This is a genomic window from Pseudomonas sp. WT-JTC, from assembly GCF_056711565.1.
In genome coordinates this window covers 3,555,678-3,572,013 of record NZ_CM160042.1, presented here as the reverse complement: position 1 = coordinate 3,572,013, position 16,336 = coordinate 3,555,678, and the positions used below count along the sequence as shown (strand labels likewise).

At 58.3% G+C, this 16,336-nt stretch carries 16 protein-coding genes; 9 read left to right on the top strand and 7 right to left on the bottom strand.

From position 1 onward, the window contains the following. Positions 1 to 310: 310 nt before the first annotated feature. The 7 genes from AC06G5_RS16325 to AC06G5_RS16295 form a co-directional block, all read right to left on the bottom strand. Complete coding sequence (locus AC06G5_RS16325) at positions 311 to 991, bottom strand: TetR/AcrR family transcriptional regulator (protein WP_480457553.1); 681 nt, start codon at positions 989 to 991, stop codon at positions 311 to 313. A 226-nt stretch (positions 992 to 1,217) separates the two neighbouring features. Then, entirely contained in the window at positions 1,218 to 1,514 is a 297-nt protein-coding gene (locus tag AC06G5_RS16320) for an EthD family reductase (protein WP_457265887.1), read from the bottom strand. Positions 1,515 to 1,597: 83 nt separating this feature from the next. Next, positions 1,598 to 2,014, bottom strand: coding sequence for a RidA family protein (locus AC06G5_RS16315; protein WP_457265888.1), 417 nt, complete (start codon positions 2,012 to 2,014; stop codon positions 1,598 to 1,600). Between the two features lie 14 nt (positions 2,015 to 2,028). Then, entirely contained in the window at positions 2,029 to 2,862 is an 834-nt protein-coding gene (locus tag AC06G5_RS16310; protein WP_480457550.1) for a phytanoyl-CoA dioxygenase family protein, read from the bottom strand. 376 nt (positions 2,863 to 3,238) lie between these two features. Next, complete coding sequence (locus AC06G5_RS16305; RefSeq protein ID WP_480457548.1) at positions 3,239 to 4,306, bottom strand: maleylacetate reductase; 1,068 nt, start codon at positions 4,304 to 4,306, stop codon at positions 3,239 to 3,241. Positions 4,307 to 4,327: 21 nt separating this feature from the next. After that, positions 4,328 to 4,723 carry a nuclear transport factor 2 family protein gene (locus AC06G5_RS16300; RefSeq protein WP_480457546.1) on the bottom strand — a complete coding sequence of 132 codons (396 nt, stop codon included), beginning with the start codon at positions 4,721 to 4,723 and terminating at the stop codon, positions 4,328 to 4,330. A gap of 14 nt (positions 4,724 to 4,737) precedes the next feature. Then, a complete protein-coding gene (locus tag AC06G5_RS16295) occupies positions 4,738 to 5,571 on the bottom strand; it encodes a dioxygenase (RefSeq protein ID WP_480457544.1) in 834 nt (277 codons plus the stop codon). Positions 5,572 to 5,743: 172 nt separating this feature from the next. Here AC06G5_RS16295 and AC06G5_RS16290 point away from each other — a divergent pair, with 172 nt between their 5' ends. The 9 genes from AC06G5_RS16290 to mmsB all read left to right on the top strand — a co-directional run bounded on the left by AC06G5_RS16290 (position 5,744) and on the right by mmsB (position 16,310). Then, positions 5,744 to 6,658 (top strand): LysR family transcriptional regulator, encoded by a 915-nt coding sequence (locus AC06G5_RS16290; protein ID WP_480457542.1) that lies wholly within the window; start codon positions 5,744 to 5,746, stop codon positions 6,656 to 6,658. Between the two features lie 138 nt (positions 6,659 to 6,796). After that, the gene (locus AC06G5_RS16285; RefSeq protein ID WP_480459898.1) at positions 6,797 to 8,263 is read left to right on the top strand and encodes a sugar porter family MFS transporter; all 1,467 of its coding nucleotides are present in this window, start codon (positions 6,797 to 6,799) and stop codon (positions 8,261 to 8,263) included. Between the two features lie 79 nt (positions 8,264 to 8,342). Continuing rightward, positions 8,343 to 9,239 carry an intradiol ring-cleavage dioxygenase gene (locus AC06G5_RS16280; RefSeq protein WP_480457540.1) on the top strand — a complete coding sequence of 299 codons (897 nt, stop codon included), beginning with the start codon at positions 8,343 to 8,345 and terminating at the stop codon, positions 9,237 to 9,239. A gap of 55 nt (positions 9,240 to 9,294) precedes the next feature. After that, complete coding sequence (locus AC06G5_RS16275; protein ID WP_480457538.1) at positions 9,295 to 10,167, top strand: sugar phosphate isomerase/epimerase family protein; 873 nt, start codon at positions 9,295 to 9,297, stop codon at positions 10,165 to 10,167. Positions 10,168 to 10,237: 70 nt separating this feature from the next. Continuing rightward, the gene (iolG, locus tag AC06G5_RS16270) at positions 10,238 to 11,233 is read left to right on the top strand and encodes an inositol 2-dehydrogenase (RefSeq protein WP_160385840.1); all 996 of its coding nucleotides are present in this window, start codon (positions 10,238 to 10,240) and stop codon (positions 11,231 to 11,233) included. Positions 11,234 to 11,281: 48 nt separating this feature from the next. Further along, positions 11,282 to 12,373, top strand: a complete 1,092-nt coding sequence (locus tag AC06G5_RS16265) for a Gfo/Idh/MocA family protein (protein ID WP_160385839.1) — start codon at positions 11,282 to 11,284, stop codon at positions 12,371 to 12,373. A 107-nt stretch (positions 12,374 to 12,480) separates the two neighbouring features. Continuing rightward, entirely contained in the window at positions 12,481 to 13,551 is a 1,071-nt protein-coding gene (gene chvE, locus AC06G5_RS16260; protein ID WP_160385838.1) for a multiple monosaccharide ABC transporter substrate-binding protein, read from the top strand. Positions 13,552 to 13,587: 36 nt separating this feature from the next. Next, positions 13,588 to 15,123: a multiple monosaccharide ABC transporter ATP-binding protein gene (gene mmsA / locus AC06G5_RS16255; protein WP_480457534.1), complete on the top strand. Its 1,536-nt coding sequence runs from the start codon at positions 13,588 to 13,590 to the stop codon at positions 15,121 to 15,123. Next, on the top strand, positions 15,120 to 16,310 hold the full coding sequence (gene mmsB / locus AC06G5_RS16250; protein WP_480457532.1) for a multiple monosaccharide ABC transporter permease: 1,191 nt from the start codon (positions 15,120 to 15,122) through the stop codon (positions 16,308 to 16,310). Before mmsA ends, mmsB begins: the two co-directional genes overlap by 4 nt. The last annotated feature ends 26 nt before the right edge of the window (positions 16,311 to 16,336 follow it).

The following is a 16,336-nucleotide window of genomic DNA, read 5'->3' as shown; positions in this document are numbered from 1 at the left end:
CCTCTGTCATATTTATTGTATTTTTACATAACAATCGTTATGTAAAAATACAGCACATTTGAAACCGTGCAAAGCAGAATAGAAGGGCGTTTGGTGTTGAGGAGGATGGAGGACGACACAGGCCTTGCCGCCGGTGGAGTGGGCCGCGGCATGATAAGGGCAGGTGTCCTGCTGGATAGGGCGGTCAGAACAAGGCAGCCGGTGCCATTTAATAGCCATTGCAAGAAAGCACGGTGCGCAGCCCCGATCTAATGATCCTGGAGAAGTGCGCTGCCCGTGAAGGCCAACTCAGCATCGTGCGTCAACTGCTTTACTTGGCGACTGCCTTTCTCTTGGAAGGTGGTTTTTGCGGTTGGGGTGGAGTGATCAAGGTCATGAGGGCATCGAGAAGGGATTGACCTCGGCTCGAACCGAACCGTTCAGGTTCGATCGGCAACATCATCATCCATCCATCGCTGATCGCGCTGAGCTGATCGGCGAGCAACTCGGCGGGGATATCGTCGCGAATTATGCCTTGGCTTTGCCCTCTCTCCAGTACCGATGTAAACACCTGGCGGAACCGGGCATATCGTTGCTTGATGACGCCGGCGAAAGCCGGTTCGTGCCTTGCGTAGCCAAGCAATTGGAGCCATGCGAGCCATGCGTCCGGCTCATCGGTGTTCGTCCAATCGAGCCATTGTTCGATGAGAGCCTTGATATCGATCCGCTCCTGGTTGTTCTCCAGCAAAGTGTCGATCTGGTCGAACAGGCTTTGTGCGACAGCGGTGATCATCTCCTCCTTGTTTGCGAAGTAGTAGGTCACCGCTCCCGTCGTACACCCGGCGTGCTGCGCCACTTTGCGCATCGAAGCTCCGGCATAGCCCTCGCGTGCGATCACCGCGATCGCCGCCGCCAGCAACTCGGCCCGTTTCGCCTTGTGGTCGCCTACGGGCCGACCCCGGCGGGAGACCGGTTCGGATTCGCTATCACTCGCTTGAGAGCTGTTGTTCATGGGTGTCTGGGGGCGTGAATCAGGCATAGGAAAGGGATAATTTTCGCTGGCTCAATTGATCGGAGTAACAGTTGCAGTGAAAAAGCTGCAACTTGCTATTTGCGGCTCAGCATATGGAATTTATTTGAAGAAAGCACCCTTGCAAGACTCGACGCAGAAGCTGGTCCGCTATGCCAGGGCTATCCCGAAGGGCACATCAGCGGCCTTCGGGCAGCCGTGCGATGCATCAGTCGTCCGCGCGGAAGATCACCGGAGCGATATTGGTGAAGTTCGCCACGTCGCCGATAACCTCAGCCGTCTTGGGGGAGGTGAGCACGGCATCGATTCCGGCTTGATTGTTGAAGCGCAGAATCACCAGGCCCGCGAGGGGCTGCGGACCGACGGCCGGGAACAGGGCCTCCGCCGATTGCAGTCCAAACTCACCCCATGCGGAGCGCGCGAGCGGGATGTGAGTGGAAAGGTAGTACTCCCGGTCGAATCTCGCACCTTCGGTTAAGGGGTAGCTCACGATAAGGGTAGCCATGGGTAGTCCTTGCTCTTGTTGTGATGGGGCAGTGAGGGCATCACGCGCGGGTCGGCAACCTGAAGCGCGATGTCTTTGTGAAATCAGGCTTCGCCGCAACCCACGACCGCAACGGCGCGAATTTCCACGCGAAGCCCGGGAAGGGCCAGTTCCGAGATGCCGATGGCGGTCCAGGACGGGTAGCGGTCGGGGAAGTACTGGTGCTTGACCTGCATGAATGCGTGCGTGTCAGCTTGAAGCTCAGTATGAAATGTCATCAGCTCGACAACATCCGCCAGGGTCGCGCCCGCCGCCTCAAGGGCGATTTTCAAGCCTTGGAAGGCTAGGTGCGCCTGCTCTTCGATACCATTGCCCGGTGTCATTGTGGCGTCGATTCCGACCTGGCCGGAAACCCAGATCATGTCCCCGACACGCGTCGCTTGCGGAAAGTGATAGTTATCGTAGAACACTTGGGATTGGGGAGGGGTGATGGTTTGCCGTTTCAGGTTTTGGGTACTCATTGCTTGATCTCCGATCATACGAGCTGGCGGAAGGTGGGGTGACGGAAGGGTTCTCCCGGCTTCAAGGTCATCAATTCTTCGGTGAACAGAACGCCTTCCTTCGGATAACCCGCATCGCTGTGCTCCGGCAGGGGGTTGAAGGTTGCATCGTCACCAAAGAAGCGGAAAACAAAGGTGTGGCGATCCGGGAAGGCTTCGTCGACCGGCGCGCCGCCGTGAAGCGAGCCGGGATGGAGCACGACCACATCCCCGGGCTCCGTTGCCCACGACAGAATTTCGTATGCATCGGGCGCCTGCTCGCGCTCAGCCTCGATATCGGGAAGGCGAGGCAGCATGCCGCCTCCATGCAAGGGTTGGGTTGGGTCGTTCGGGTCGAGGAAGGTGGTTCCATCAAAACGCGTTCCGCGGTGTGAGCCGCGAATGATCTCCAATGCATTCTGCTTGGGAACGGATTCGAAGCTGATCCACGCATTGCCCCAATGCATGCCGGCCCAGGGCAAATAAGAAGTGTCCTGATGCCAGAGTGTGCGCGAACCGCGTCCGCCAGCCTTGAGGAATACTTCCTCGGCGAAATACCAGACGTTTTCGGAACCCCAGAGGTGTGCGAACAACTGGCCAAAGGGGAGGGAAGAGACCAATTCCTCCAGGCGCTCCTTGGCGAGCGGATTGGCATTGTCGACATGCGACTGTTGCAAGGTCCCATCGAACATTCGAAACGCGTTGGGGCCGTGGTTCTCGACTGCCCAGTCATAGGCAGTCCGACACCGAGCTAGTTGCTCCTCGTTCAGAAGCCCTTTGATCAGGACTGCCCCATCTTCCAGGAATGCCTTGCGCAGAGAGTCTTGCATAGCGGCTTTCTCCTACGAGATTTCACTAAGGTGAGATTGATCGTAGCAGCGAGATTTAATTAACGCAACACATGTTACGTTAAATCGACGTGACGCCGAAGATGCCGCCCTCTCGGCGTGGTGATGTCGGATATGGACAGCTTTTTCCCTTCAAAAAGCGGCCAGCCGCTGCCGAATCAATCAGGCCACTTGAACGTATATACGTGGCCTTTCGAGTCAGGCGAGTGGCCGCTTGTGGCCGTTTTCTGCCGGTCGCGAAAGGCAGAAAACGACCCGCTGGTACCATTCATTCATCCCTGAGCCTGTCTCGTGCCATACGCAATATCTCTGCGTAGTTGAAAGCACTCGATCTGACTTTGTGTGTTATTTATTCGGTCTACTGTGGGCGAACGCCGTCATAGGCGTCCTGAAGCAACTGGCGGATGGCCTGCGCTTCGATGGGTCTCGGATTCCAGTAAGGGTTGGACAGTGCGATGTCGGTGGCGCGATCCAGGTCCGCCTCGGTCAGGCCAAGATCCTTGAGCCGGGTTGGCGCACCCAGCGAACTGGAAAGATCGAACAATGCCGCGGCGGGGCTGCAATGGACGATGCCCAGCGCTCGGTTGATCCGTGACAGTGCAGGCGCGGCGGGCAGATTGTAGGCGATGGCGTGGGGCAGCACGATGGTGTGGGTTTGCGCATGGGGCAGATTGAAGCTACCGCCCAAGGTGTGGCATAGCTTGTGATGCAGTGCCATACCCACGTTGCCCAATACCGTGCCGCATAGCCAGGCACCATAGAGGCAATCGCCCCGCGCGTCGAGATCAGCCGGGTTTTGGCTGATTTTTTTCATACCTTCGGCTAAAGCGCGAATCCCTTCTTCGGCCATCAACGACATCACCGGGTTGCCATCCTGGGCATACAGGCCTTCCGCCGCGTGGGCGATGGCGTTCATGCCGCTGGTGATGGACATCTCCAAGGGCAGGCTGACACTGAGTTCAGGATCATAAATGACGGTTTTTGGCAGGACGCGCGGGTCCTTGCCAGTGCGCTTGAGACCGTTTTCAGTCAGACCGTAAACCGGTGTCATTTCGGACCCGGCGTAAGTGGTCGGGATTGCCAGAATCGGCAGGCCCGAATCCATGGCAATCGCCTTACCCAGGCCAGTGGTCGAGCCACCGCCGATGGCGATGGCGCAATCGGCACCCAGTTTGTTCGCCACTTCACGGGCTTGGCGGGCAGTTTCGATGGGCACATGCATGACGGCCTTGTCGAAAATATCGGCGGCGCGATTGCCCAGCATTTGCGCGATGTGCTCAGCCTGGGAGCGTTGTTCCGGGGTGCAGAGCACCAGTGCCCGTTTGGCGCCCAACCGATCGATTTCCGCTTCCAGTTGTTGCAGCGAGCCCTTGCCGAAAATGACGCGCGACGGCTGACCGTTATAGATGAAGGGTAGGGTGGACATGGGGCGATTCTCCGGGGGCGGTTAGAGCGCTGAAGGCTTTGCCATAGGCGTGGGTTGATAGGCAAACAATTGCCATTGCAGGCCGGTCTTGAGCCAGACCGTCAACGTGCGGTTGTGAATGGTTTTGTCGATGCCGTGGGACGTGATGTCGGCTGACATTTCACCAAAGGCGAGGGCGGCATTGCCTGACATACGAACTTCATCAAGCCTGTGATCAATACGGTGATAAACGTAGAGACCTTCACGGCATTTGTTCAGATAGCTGTCCAGACTGTCCTTGACCCCATTTGAATGGACATAGGTCAACTCGGGATGCGACAGGCGTTCGAAGGTTTGCAAGTCACCTTGGCGCATGGACAGGTAACGTTCTTCTTCAAGTGCACTGATGGCCGCGGTAATGGACGGTTCGTCGAGCATGATTTCCTCGCGATTCAACGTTTGGTCAGGACAAAATCGAACGCGAGGGTCTGGAACGCTTCGCGGCTCAAAGTGCCGTCGGGTGCCTGTCCGGGTTCGTGGGTAATCCACTCGGCAATCAGGGAGGAACGCACGCCGAATACCGCATCGGAATCCAGATATGGGTCGCCTTCGCGAAAAACCTGGGTAGTCAGGCGTTGATAGCCGGGCGCACTGATGGTGAATTGCAGGTGCGCGGGGCGCCATGCGTGGCGGTTGAGCGACGTGAGCATTTGGCCGACAGGACCGTCGTCGAGGATGGGCTGGCAGTCAGGCACGACGGTCCAGAAATGGTACTCGCCGGCCTGATTGGCTTGAATCAGCGCCGGGTTGCAGTCATCGGCACCGCTGCCGCCGGCCGTACAGATCTGCAGGGTGGCACCTGGAATGATGTTGCCTTTGGCATCGTAAATCACGCCGCGCACATGACACTTGGGCCCGGCAAGGCCGGCGCTAATGTCAGCGCCCAAATCGAAGATCCTGGCGTTCTGCGCCTGCGACACATCAAAGGTTGTCGGCTCGGTGCAACCCTTGGGGCTCTTGTGGTTTTGTGCCAGCACCAATGTCGATAGCCCCAGCGTGTGGGAAAGCAACACGAACTCCTGTCGATCCGCTGAACTCAACCGGCCCGCCTGGGCGAGGAAATCCATGCCACGCTGCCATTCCTGCTCGGTCAGTTTGGTGTCGCGGGCAAACGCATGCAGGTGCTGCACGAGGCTGGTCATGATTTCGCAAAGGCGCGCATCCGTGGTGCCACTGTTACGCGCCAGTACGGCTTGAGTGATGGAGGCTTCGTCCAGATTACGCATCGTGACTCCGAGATTTTTTTGGTTTTTTGTGCCCTGTCTGCCTGCCGCAGGTCGGCCGCCAACGGCTCTGTTCAGGCTATAGCGCTGCACGTTATAGTTCCGCACGGCGCAAAAAAAGGCTGATAAAGAAAATCTTTATTTCATATATGAAAAAGTAAAAGCGGAGCACGCAATGGATCGGTTAACCGAACTGGAGCTTTTCGTCACGACGGCGGAAGTGGGGACCTTGAGCAAAGCGGCAGAACTGCTCGGGTTATCGAACGCCGCCGCGAGTCGACACCTAGTTGCTCTGGAGCAACGACTCAACGTGCGGTTGATCGATCGCAATACCCGCCGTCTGGCGCTGACTCATTCCGGCCATCAGTTCTATACCAGCTGCAAAAGCCTGCTCGGCGAGTTAAAGGAGGCCGAGGCTTCATTGACCGAATCACTGGTACAGCCAGTTGGCACCCTGACCATCACCTCGTCCATTTCGTTTTGCATGCTGCATATCGCGCCGCTGATCCCGGCGTTTCGCAAGAAGTACCCGCACATCAACGTCAAGGTCTTGGGCGAGAACCGCTATTTCGACATCATCGACAGCGAAATAGACTTGGCGATCAGGACCAAGGAATACGAGCCTGACTCCAACATCACCATTCGCCGCTTGGCTGAGACGCGCAGGGTGCTTGCCGCTTCACCGGGTTATCTGCAACGCATGGGCACGCCCAAGACCATCGAAGACCTGGCTAAACATGACGTGCTGATTTACAGCCACGCCAACCAGCCCCGGGTCATGCGTTTCACCAAAGGCGAAGAAGAGGTCGCGATCAAGGTTGATCCCATGCTGGAGACCAACGATGGGCAGATCGTACGGGCAGCGGCCTTAGCCGGTGGAGGCATCCTGGTGCAGCCCAAATACATCATCAACGCCGACCTGGTGGCGGGGCGCCTGATCCCGGTTCTGGATGACTGGGACCTGCCGCGACTGACGATCAACATGGCGTTTCAGAGCCGACGCTATATGCCTACCAAGCTGCGTGTATTCATCGACTTTCTGCTCGCGGACTTTGCCGAGCATGAATATGAGCGTTACTGGACGCGCTGATACCGCGTTCCGCTTCATCCCCCAAGTCGCGCGTTCGCGCGACTTAACTGCCGGATTTCTCAGTTTTCCATCTAGTGGAAAACACATTTGCCGTTAGGGCGTTTGTTTTCCGTTTCAATGGCAGTAGTCTCGATTCCACTGAGTGCACACATAACTTCAATAAAGGTTGACCTCATGTCTAACAGTCGAACTGTAGGTGCTTCGTCGAAAATTCTCTGGCGAATTGCAGCCATCACCACCATGGGGTCATTGGGATTCGGGTATGACACAGGTGTCATCTCCGGAGCGCTGCCCTTCATGTCACTGGATGCCAGCCAGGGCGGCCTCGGTCTGACCCCGGTCTCGGAAGGTCTGGTGGCGTCCTCACTGATTTTTGGCGGCGCCGTCGGCGCGCTGTTCGCCGGGCAACTGTCCGACCGTTATGGTCGTCTCGGCGTACTCAAGGCGCTGGCCCTGCTGTTTGCATTGGGGGCCCTGGGTACCGCACTTGCGCCTGACATGTGGTCCATGGTTGTCACCCGCTTCATCCTTGGCATCGCCGTTGGCGGTGCATCTTCCACCGTTCCCGTATTGATTGCAGAACTGGCGGCCCCCAAGCATCGCGGCCGGCTGGTGTGCCAGAGCGAGCTGATGATCGTCTCCGGGCAATGTCTGGCCTATGTCGCCAGTGCAGGACTGGCGCATCTTTTCGACAGCCCGACGATCTGGCGCTACATGCTGGCCATCGCCTTGATCCCGGCGGCGCTGCTCTATGTCGGCATGCATTTCGTCCCCACCTCGCCGCGCTGGCTGGTCAGCAAAGGCCGCGTTGCAGAAGCCAAGACGGTACTGGTCGGTATCCGTGATACGCAGCACGAAGCGGACCGCGAGCTGAAGGAGATCATCTCCCAGTGCAAAGTCGAAGCTCGCCAGACCAGTGTGCTCGCGACGCTCAATGAGCCCTGGCTGCTCAAGCTACTGGCCATTGGTATCGGTCTGGGCTTCGTGATCCAGTTCACCGGCGTCAATGCGTTCATGTACTACACGCCTATGATTCTCAAAGAGACCGGCATGGGCATCAACGCTGCCCTGATCGCGACCATCGGCAATGGTGTGGTCTCGGTGATCGCCACGTTGATTGGCATGTGGGTGATCAACCGCATGGGCCGTCGCTCGATGCTGTTGCTGGGGCTGACCGTCGTCGTACTGGCGCAGATCTTCCTCGGTGTGGTGCTCAACTTCATGCCGCACTCGCTGGTGCAAAGCTACCTGGCGCTGTCCGGCGTGCTGGTGTTCCTGTTCTTCATGCAGATGTGCATCGGCCCGGTTTACTGGCTGCTGATGTCGGAGCTTTTCCCGACCCATGCACGCGGTCTGATGAATGGCATTTCAGTGAGCGTGTTCTGGATTTTCAATGCGATCGTCGCCTTCGTCTTCCCGGTGTTGCTGAGTGTGATGGGCGGTATGACCTTCTTTTTGTTCGCCGTGGTGAACATCGGCTCGATCGTCTTCTGCACATTGTGGTTGCCGGAAACCAAGGGCCTGACCCTGGAAGAAATCGAACAGCAGATGAAGCAACGCTTCAATGGCCGCAAGTGGCGTGCTGTCGACGCTCAAGCTTATTGAGAACGACCAGCGTCTGCCGGCAGTCCAAATATCAAGAGCCTGCTGGCCTTCAAGAACAATGAAACAAGGATCAAAAGTCATGACTGCTCATCTGGATACCGACATCGCCATCGGCGGTCTTTTCGAAGAGGAACACTCCGCCGAAATTGTCAATGCCCGCAACTCTGCCGATGCCAACCCACGGCTGGTTGAAGTCATGGCAGTACTGACTCGGCACCTACATGCAGCCATCAAGGAGATCGAACCGACCCATGATGAGTGGTTCAAGGCCATCGAGTTCCTGACCCAGACCGGGCAGATGTGCACTGACTGGCGCCAGGAATACATCCTTTTGTCGGACGTGCTGGGCGCGACCATGCTGGTGGATGCGATTAATCATCGGCGGCCGAAGGGCGCCACCCCGAACACGATCCTCGGGCCTTTCTACGTGGCCGATGCGCCGCGCTACGAAAGCGGCGCGAACATCTGCCTGGACGGCAAGGGCGAGCCAACGCTGGTTAGCGGCCGGGTACTCGATATCGCGGGCAACCCGATCGCCGGCGCGACCCTGGACATCTGGCAGACCAACGACGACGGCTTCTACGACGTGCAGCAAAAAGGCGTACAACCGGATTACAACCTGCGCGGCCTGTTTACCACCGATGCCGATGGTTATTACGCATTCCGTACCGTCAAGCCGCGTCACTACCCGATTCCCGCCGACGGTCCGGTAGGCAAGTTGCTGGGTGATCTGGGGCGGCATCCCAACCGCGCCGCGCATTTGCATTTCATTGTGACCGCCGAAGGTTACGACCAGGTCATCACCCACATCTTCACCCCCGATTGCCCGTACTTGCACGAGGACACGGTGTTCGGCGTGAAGAAGGAATTGATTGCCGAGTTCACCACCCAAACCGATCCGCTACTGGCGAGTCGTTATGACTTGCAGGTGCCGTTCCTGGCGGTGAATTGGGACTTTGTCCTGACCCAGGCCTGAATCATCAACATCTGTTAGCGACCGTCCTGAAACCACTCACTCATAAGTGATCGTCATGCCAAACAAAAACATTGAACTGCTTGCTGCCTACTGGACCCTCGCTGGCGACACCTATCCCGGGGCTCCCAGCGAGATCAGCCCGTTTTCCCTGCAAGCACGTGCAGAGGCGGCGTCGAAAGCCGGCTGGCGCGGCATGGGGCTGGTGCATGCCGACATCCTGCACAACGTTGAAAAGCTGGGTATTTCCACCGTACGCAATATCTTTCAGGACAACGGCATCAAGCACCTAGAAGTCGAGTTCCTGACCGACTGGCACCTGGATGGCGAACGCCGCGCGGCGTCGGACAAGGTCCGCGACGAACTGCTGGAAGTCGCTGGCGAGCTCGGCGCGCGCAGCCTCAAGGTAGCTGCCGGTTTGTTCGAAGACGGGCCGCCCGACATCGCCCGCATGCGTGACACCTTCGCGGTGTTGTGCGATCGGGCCCAACCTTTCGGCACCAATGTGGTGATCGAGTTCCTGCCGTTTTCCAGCGTGAATACCATCGATCTTGCCATCGCGGTGGCCGAAGGCGTGCGCCCCAACGGCGGCCTTCTGGTGGATACCTGGCACGTGGCGCGTGGCGGCATGAGCTTCGATGAAATCGCCAAGATCCCACTGGAGTTGATCAAGTCCATCGAACTGGATGACGCCAATCACGCCATCGTCGAAACCCTGTTCAACGATTCCACGCACTACCGCAAATGCTGTGGTGAAGGCCAGCTGGACGTGCCGGAGTTCATCCAGCAAGTCGTGAACGTCGGCTACGACGGGCCTTGGGGCGTGGAGCTGATCTCCGCTGAACTGCGCAAGCTGCCGCTGGATGTGGTGGCCAAGAGAACCTTTGAAACAACCATCGCGCAATTCGAAGGGATCAAGTTCCCGAATTGATGCATCGGTCTGACACGTCAATTTTTGCTCGTAAAAAACAACGAACAACAGATTTTTCAGGAGAAAGACAATGGTAGGTATCGCAGTTCTCGGCGCCGGCCGCATCGGCAAGATTCACGCAGCCAACGTTGCGGCCAGCCCGTTCGCGAAACTGGTGGTGGTGGCTGACCCATTCGGCAGTGCTGCTGAGCAATTGGCCGGTGCACTCGGCGCTGACGCTATGACTGACTGCGAAGCAGCGATCGATCGCGACGACGTCCAGGCCATCGTCATCGGCACCCCGACCCACACTCATATCAGCCTGATGCTGCGTGCCGTGCGCCAGGGCAAAGCGGTGCTGTGCGAGAAGCCCATCGATCTGGACATGGCCAAGAGCCTGGCCGCGGTGGAAGAAGTGGAGCGCCTCAACGGCCGGGTGATGCTGGCGTTCAACCGCCGCTTCGAGACCACCTTCGCCGAAATGCGCGCGGCGATTGAAGCCGGTGATATCGGCGAAGTGCGCCAGGTGATCATCAGCAGCCGTGACCCGGGCCTGGCACCGGAAGACTATATTGAACATTCGGGCGGCATCTTCCGCGACATGACCATCCATGACCTGGACATCGGCCGCTGGCTGCTGGGTGAGGAGCCGGTAGAACTGACCGCCATCGGCAGCCGTCTGATCGATCCGCAAATGATGGAAAAGTACGACGACTACGACACGGCGATGGTGCAGATGCAGACCGCGTCGGGTAAACAGTGCCACATCAACAATTGCCGCCAGGCGGTCTATGGCTACGACCAGCGTATCGAGGTGTTCGGCTCCAAAGGCATGCTGCAAATGGACAACCTGCGCCCGACCACCATCCGTCGCTGGAGCCAGGACGTCACTGACGCTCGCGAGCCGTTGCTGAACTTCTTCCTTGAGCGCTATCAGCAAGCCTACAAGGCCGAACTGGATGCCTACATCGATGCACTGGTCAAAGGCAGCCCAATGCCGACCACCGTACAGGACGGCCTCAAGGCCCTGAAGCTGGCCGATGCCGCCGTCGAGTCGGTCAAGACCGGGCGCGCAGTCCGTCTCTGAGCTTGAACGGTCATTCGCCAATTCGGACAAGAACATCAGGAGAACAACATGTCCTACAAGCTTGAGAGTGGCGCCACCATCGGTGTGGCCTGCCTGGGGATCACTCACCCGCACACGTCGGGCCGCGTCAAGGCGTTCAAACGCATACCCGGAGCGCAGTTCCTCGGTGCCTTTGACGACAGTCCATTACTGGAACCGTTCTGCGATGCATTGGGCTTGCAGGCGCGCAGCAAGGAAGAAATCCTCGCCGACCCGAATGTGCACGTCGTACTGGTACACCCTAAAAGCTACCTGATGGCCGACTGGGCCATCGAAGCCCTGGAAGCTGGCAAGGCGGTGCTCTGCGAAAAACCGGCGGGTCGCGGCACCATCGATACCACGCGTATCGTCGAAGCGGTTGAGCGCACCGGCGGGTTGTTCCAGGTGGGCTACTGCTGGCGCTACGCGCCGTCGGTGGAAAAGATGCAGCAAGTGCTGCAAAGCGGAGAAATCGGCAAGGTCCTGCAAGTGCGCGCCCATGCCGGTTGCTCCCACGATGAAGCCGACACCAACCACATGAAGCAACCGGGCGACCGCGGTGGCGCCTTCTACGTGATTGGCTGCCACACCATCGATCGTTTGCTGCTGCACTTTGGCATGCCCAAATCGGTCAACGCGCGGATCACCAAATTCGCCGGGCAGATGAGCGATTCGGCGCGCGAAGACGCGGTGGGCGCAGTGCTCAACTACGATGACAAGTTAATCACCATCGACTTCATGTCCTGGGACCCGATGCCCTGGACCGAAAGCTGGGATATTACCGCCTACGGTACCCATGGCGTCATGCATTCCACGCCGATGCCAGCGTCGTACAAGCTGTACCACGATGGCAAGAACGGCCATCAGCAAGGCTGGACGCACTGGAACGAGAATAGCTTCCCGGAGATCTGGGCCGTGCGCAAAACGGTTTATTCCCCGGAGATCGCCGAGATCGGCAACCCGGTGTATTTCGACCGCGAGGCCGCAGCCTTCGTCCAGTCGTTGCGCACCGGCAGCCCTTCGACCGTGCCGGCCACCCAGGCACACAACATCAATGTGATTCTCGAAGCGCTGTTCGAGTCCGCTGAATTGAACGGCCAGGAAGTCATCCTGGCCAAGTAATCGGCTACACGCAGTCCCGTTAGCGAATACCCCGGCCGACTCTGTTTACAGGGTCGGAAGGGGACCTGCATCCCGAGAAATGCCAACAACAAAAAGAAGAGGTCACCATGCACACGATCATCAAGCTTGCCGGCGCATTACTGTTGGGATTGGCCGTCAGTGCCTGCGACAAGAGCGCTACCAGCACCAAAGGCACCATCGGCGTCGCCATGCCCTCGAAAACCGAGGCGCGTTGGGTGTCGGATGGCAGCAGTATCGTCGACTCGTTGAAGAAGCTCGGCTACGACACTGATTTGCAGTACGCCCAGTACGAAGCACCAACCCAGCTGTCGCAAATCGAAAATATGATGGTCAAGGGCATCAAGGGCCTGATCGTCGCGCCGATCGATGGCACGACCATGGCTGATGTGCTCAAGCAGGCCAAGGAAAAAGGCATCAAGGTCATTTCCTATGACCGCCTGATCCGCAACACCAAGGATTTCGATTACTACGTCACCTTCGACAACTACCGCACCGGTGTTCTGCAAGGTCAGTCCATCGTCGACAAGCTGCAACTTGCACAGGGCAAGGGGCCGTTCAACCTGGAAATCTTCGCCGGCTCCACAGACGACAACAATGCCCACGTGGTGTACGCGGGGGTGATGTCGCAGCTCAAGCCGTACATCGACAGCGGCAAGTTGGTGATTCGCAGCGGCCAACAAGCGATGGAGAAAGTAGCAACGCCGAACTGGGATGGCGCCCAGGCCCAGGCGCGCATGGATAACCTGCTCAGCGCCTTCTACGGCACCGCGCACCTAGACGCCGTGCTGGCGATGAACGACCAGATCGCAACCGGCGTGGTGTCTTCATTGCGCGGCGTGGGTTATGGCTCGGGCAAGGCGGCCATGCCGATTGTCACCGGACAGGATGCCGAGGTCGCCAGCATCAAGTCGATCATTCGCGGCGATCAGTCCTCGACCATCTTCAAGGACACCCGTGCACTGGCTGAAGCCGCTGCGCAGATGATGGACGCCACCTTGAGCGGCAAGACGGTGGTGGTCAATGACTCCACGTCCTACGACAACGGCGTGATGATCGTGCCGACCCAACTGCTTACGCCACAACTGGTCGACGGCAACAACTGGCAGAAAGTTCTGGTGGACGACACCAAGTTCTACACCTCGGAACAGTTGCGCTAAGGCGAGTGTACCGTGCGTGCGGGCAGGAGAGAGAACATGACAACAACAATTCTCGACATGCGTGATATCCAGAAGTGCTTCGGCCCGGTGAAGGCGCTCAGCCGGGTCAACCTCAAGGTTGGCGATGGCGAAATCCATGCGATCTGCGGTGAGAACGGTGCCGGCAAATCGACCCTGATGAAGATCCTCAGCGGGGTCTATCCCCATGGCAGCTTCACCGGCGAGATTGTCTTCGACGGCAAGCCAAGAATCTTCCAGGGATTGCGCGACAGCGAGGCGCTGGGCATCTGCATCATTCACCAGGAACTGGCGCTGGTGCCGATGCTGTCGATCACCGAGAACCTGTTTCTCGGCAACGAGATCGCCCGGCATGGCGTCATCGACTGGAACCAGGCGCACCGGCGAGCCCGTGATTTGCTTGCCCGTGTCGGCCTTGATGCAAGCCCCCAAACCCTGGTGGGCAAACTTGGCATCGGTCAGCAGCAGATGGTGGAAATCGCCAAGGCGCTGGCCAAGGACGTGCGCCTGCTGATTCTTGACGAGCCCACCGCCAGCCTCAATGAAAAAGACAGCGACACCTTGCTCAAGCTGATGCTGGAACTCAAGGGGCGTGGCATTACCTCGATCATCATCTCCCACAAGCTCAACGAGATTGGTCGGGTGGCTGACGAGATCACGGTGATTCGCGACGGCAGTACCGTCGACGTCATCGACTGCCGCGCCGAGCCTATCGACGAAGCTCGGGTGATTCGTTCCATGGTCGGGCGCGAGTTGTCGGATCGATATCCGTCGCGCGTCAGCGAGATCGGCGAAACGCTATTCGAGGTCGAAGATTGGTCGGTGGGCGATCCCGAGCGCCCGGGCCGCGACCGCATTCGCAATATCAATTTCCACGTGCGCCGTGGCGAAGTAGTGGGCATCGCCGGGCTGATGGGCTCTGGCCGTACCGAATTCGCCATGAGTGTGTTTGGCCGCACCTACGGCACCAACATTCGCGGCAAGGCTCGCCTGGAAGGACGTGAAGTTGACCTTGGCACCGTGCGCAAGGCCATCGATCAAGGCCTTGCCTATGCTACCGAAGACCGCAAGGGCGCCGGTCTGGTGTTGGGGGAGAGCATCACCCGCAACACCAGCATGGCCAACCTAGCCGCGGTGTCCAAACGCTGGGTGATGAACGAACTGGTCGAGACCAAAGTGGCCGTTGACTACCAGACACGCCTGCGCATTCGTACCCCCAACGTATTGCAGTCGGTGGACAAACTGTCGGGGGGCAACCAGCAGAAGGTGGTGCTGGGCAAGTGGCTGTTTTCCGATCCGAAGGTTTTGATCCTCGACGAGCCCACCCGTGGCATCGATGTGGGGGCCAAGTACGAGATTTATGGCGTGGTCAATCAGGTGGTTAGCGAGGGCAGGGGTGTCGTGATGATTTCCTCGGAGATGCCGGAGCTGCTTGGTACCTGTGACCGGATTTATGTGATGAACGAAGGGCGTTTTGTCGGCGAGTTTCCGATCGCAGAGGCATCGCAGGAAAAAATCATGCACGCAATCATGAAAAACGAGGTGATCCAGTGAACGAAGTCAGCGTACCTCTCGCATCCAAACCATCAGCGCTCACGTCATTCAAGCGCGGCGCGCGTGAGTATGGTCTTCTAGCATCGTTGATCGTCATCATGGTGTTCTTCCAGGTGGCCACCGGCGGGGCGCTGATGCAGCCGCTGAACCTGACCAACCTGTTGCTGCAAAACAGCTACATCGTGGTGATGGCGCTGGGCATGTTGATGGTAATCGTCTGCGGTCACATCGACCTTTCGGTCGGTTCTGTCGTCGGTGTGATCGGTTCGATTGCTGCCGTACTCATGGTTCAGTACCGGATGGATTTCTTCACCGTCACCATCATCTGCCTCGCCACTGGCGCGCTGATTGGCGCCGCACAGGGCTACTGGGTCGCGATTTGGGGCATGCCTTCATTCATTGTCACCCTGGCTGGCATGCTGATCTTTCGTGGCGCGACCATTGCGATCTCCCAGGGGCAGTCGATCGGGCCGTTCCCTCCGGCGTTTTCGGCGATCAGCTCGGGCTTCATTCCCGACATCTTTGCCAATGAACACTTGCGCATTACATCCTTGCTGGTGGGGATTGCCGTTGCGGCAGCGTTCTGGGTCGTCGAATACCGTAGTCGCAGACGTACGGTCAAGAGCGGTGGCAACGTCGCCCCAATGGCTTTGTTCGCGCTGAAAAACGGCGTGATCACGGCGCTCATCGTTTACTTCTGCTACCTGCTTTCTACGTATCGCGGCATACCTACGGTGCTGGTGATCATGAGCGTGTTGATCGGTGTGTACACCTTCATCATGAACCGCACCGTGATCGGCCGCTGGATCTATGCAGTGGGCGGCAATCTCAAAGCTGCGAAATTGTCGGGGATCAACACGTCGCGTGTGACCTTCTTTGCTTTCGTCAACATGGGCGTGCTGGCAGCGGTGGCAGGCCTGATTTTTGTAGCCCGGCTGAACAGCGCTACACCACGCGGGGGCTCCGGATTCGAACTGGATGTCATCGCGGCAGTGTTCATTGGCGGCGCTTCCGCTTCCGGTGGGGTAGGCAAGGTCGTCGGTGTGGTGATCGGTGCCTTCATCATGGGTGTGCTGAACAACGGCATGTCGATCATGGGCATCGGCATCGACTACCAGCAGATGATCAAGGGCGCCGTGTTGCTGGCGGCGGTATTCGTGGATGTTTACCAGAAGAGCAAGGTTTGAAATGGCTGGCATGACCGACACGATGG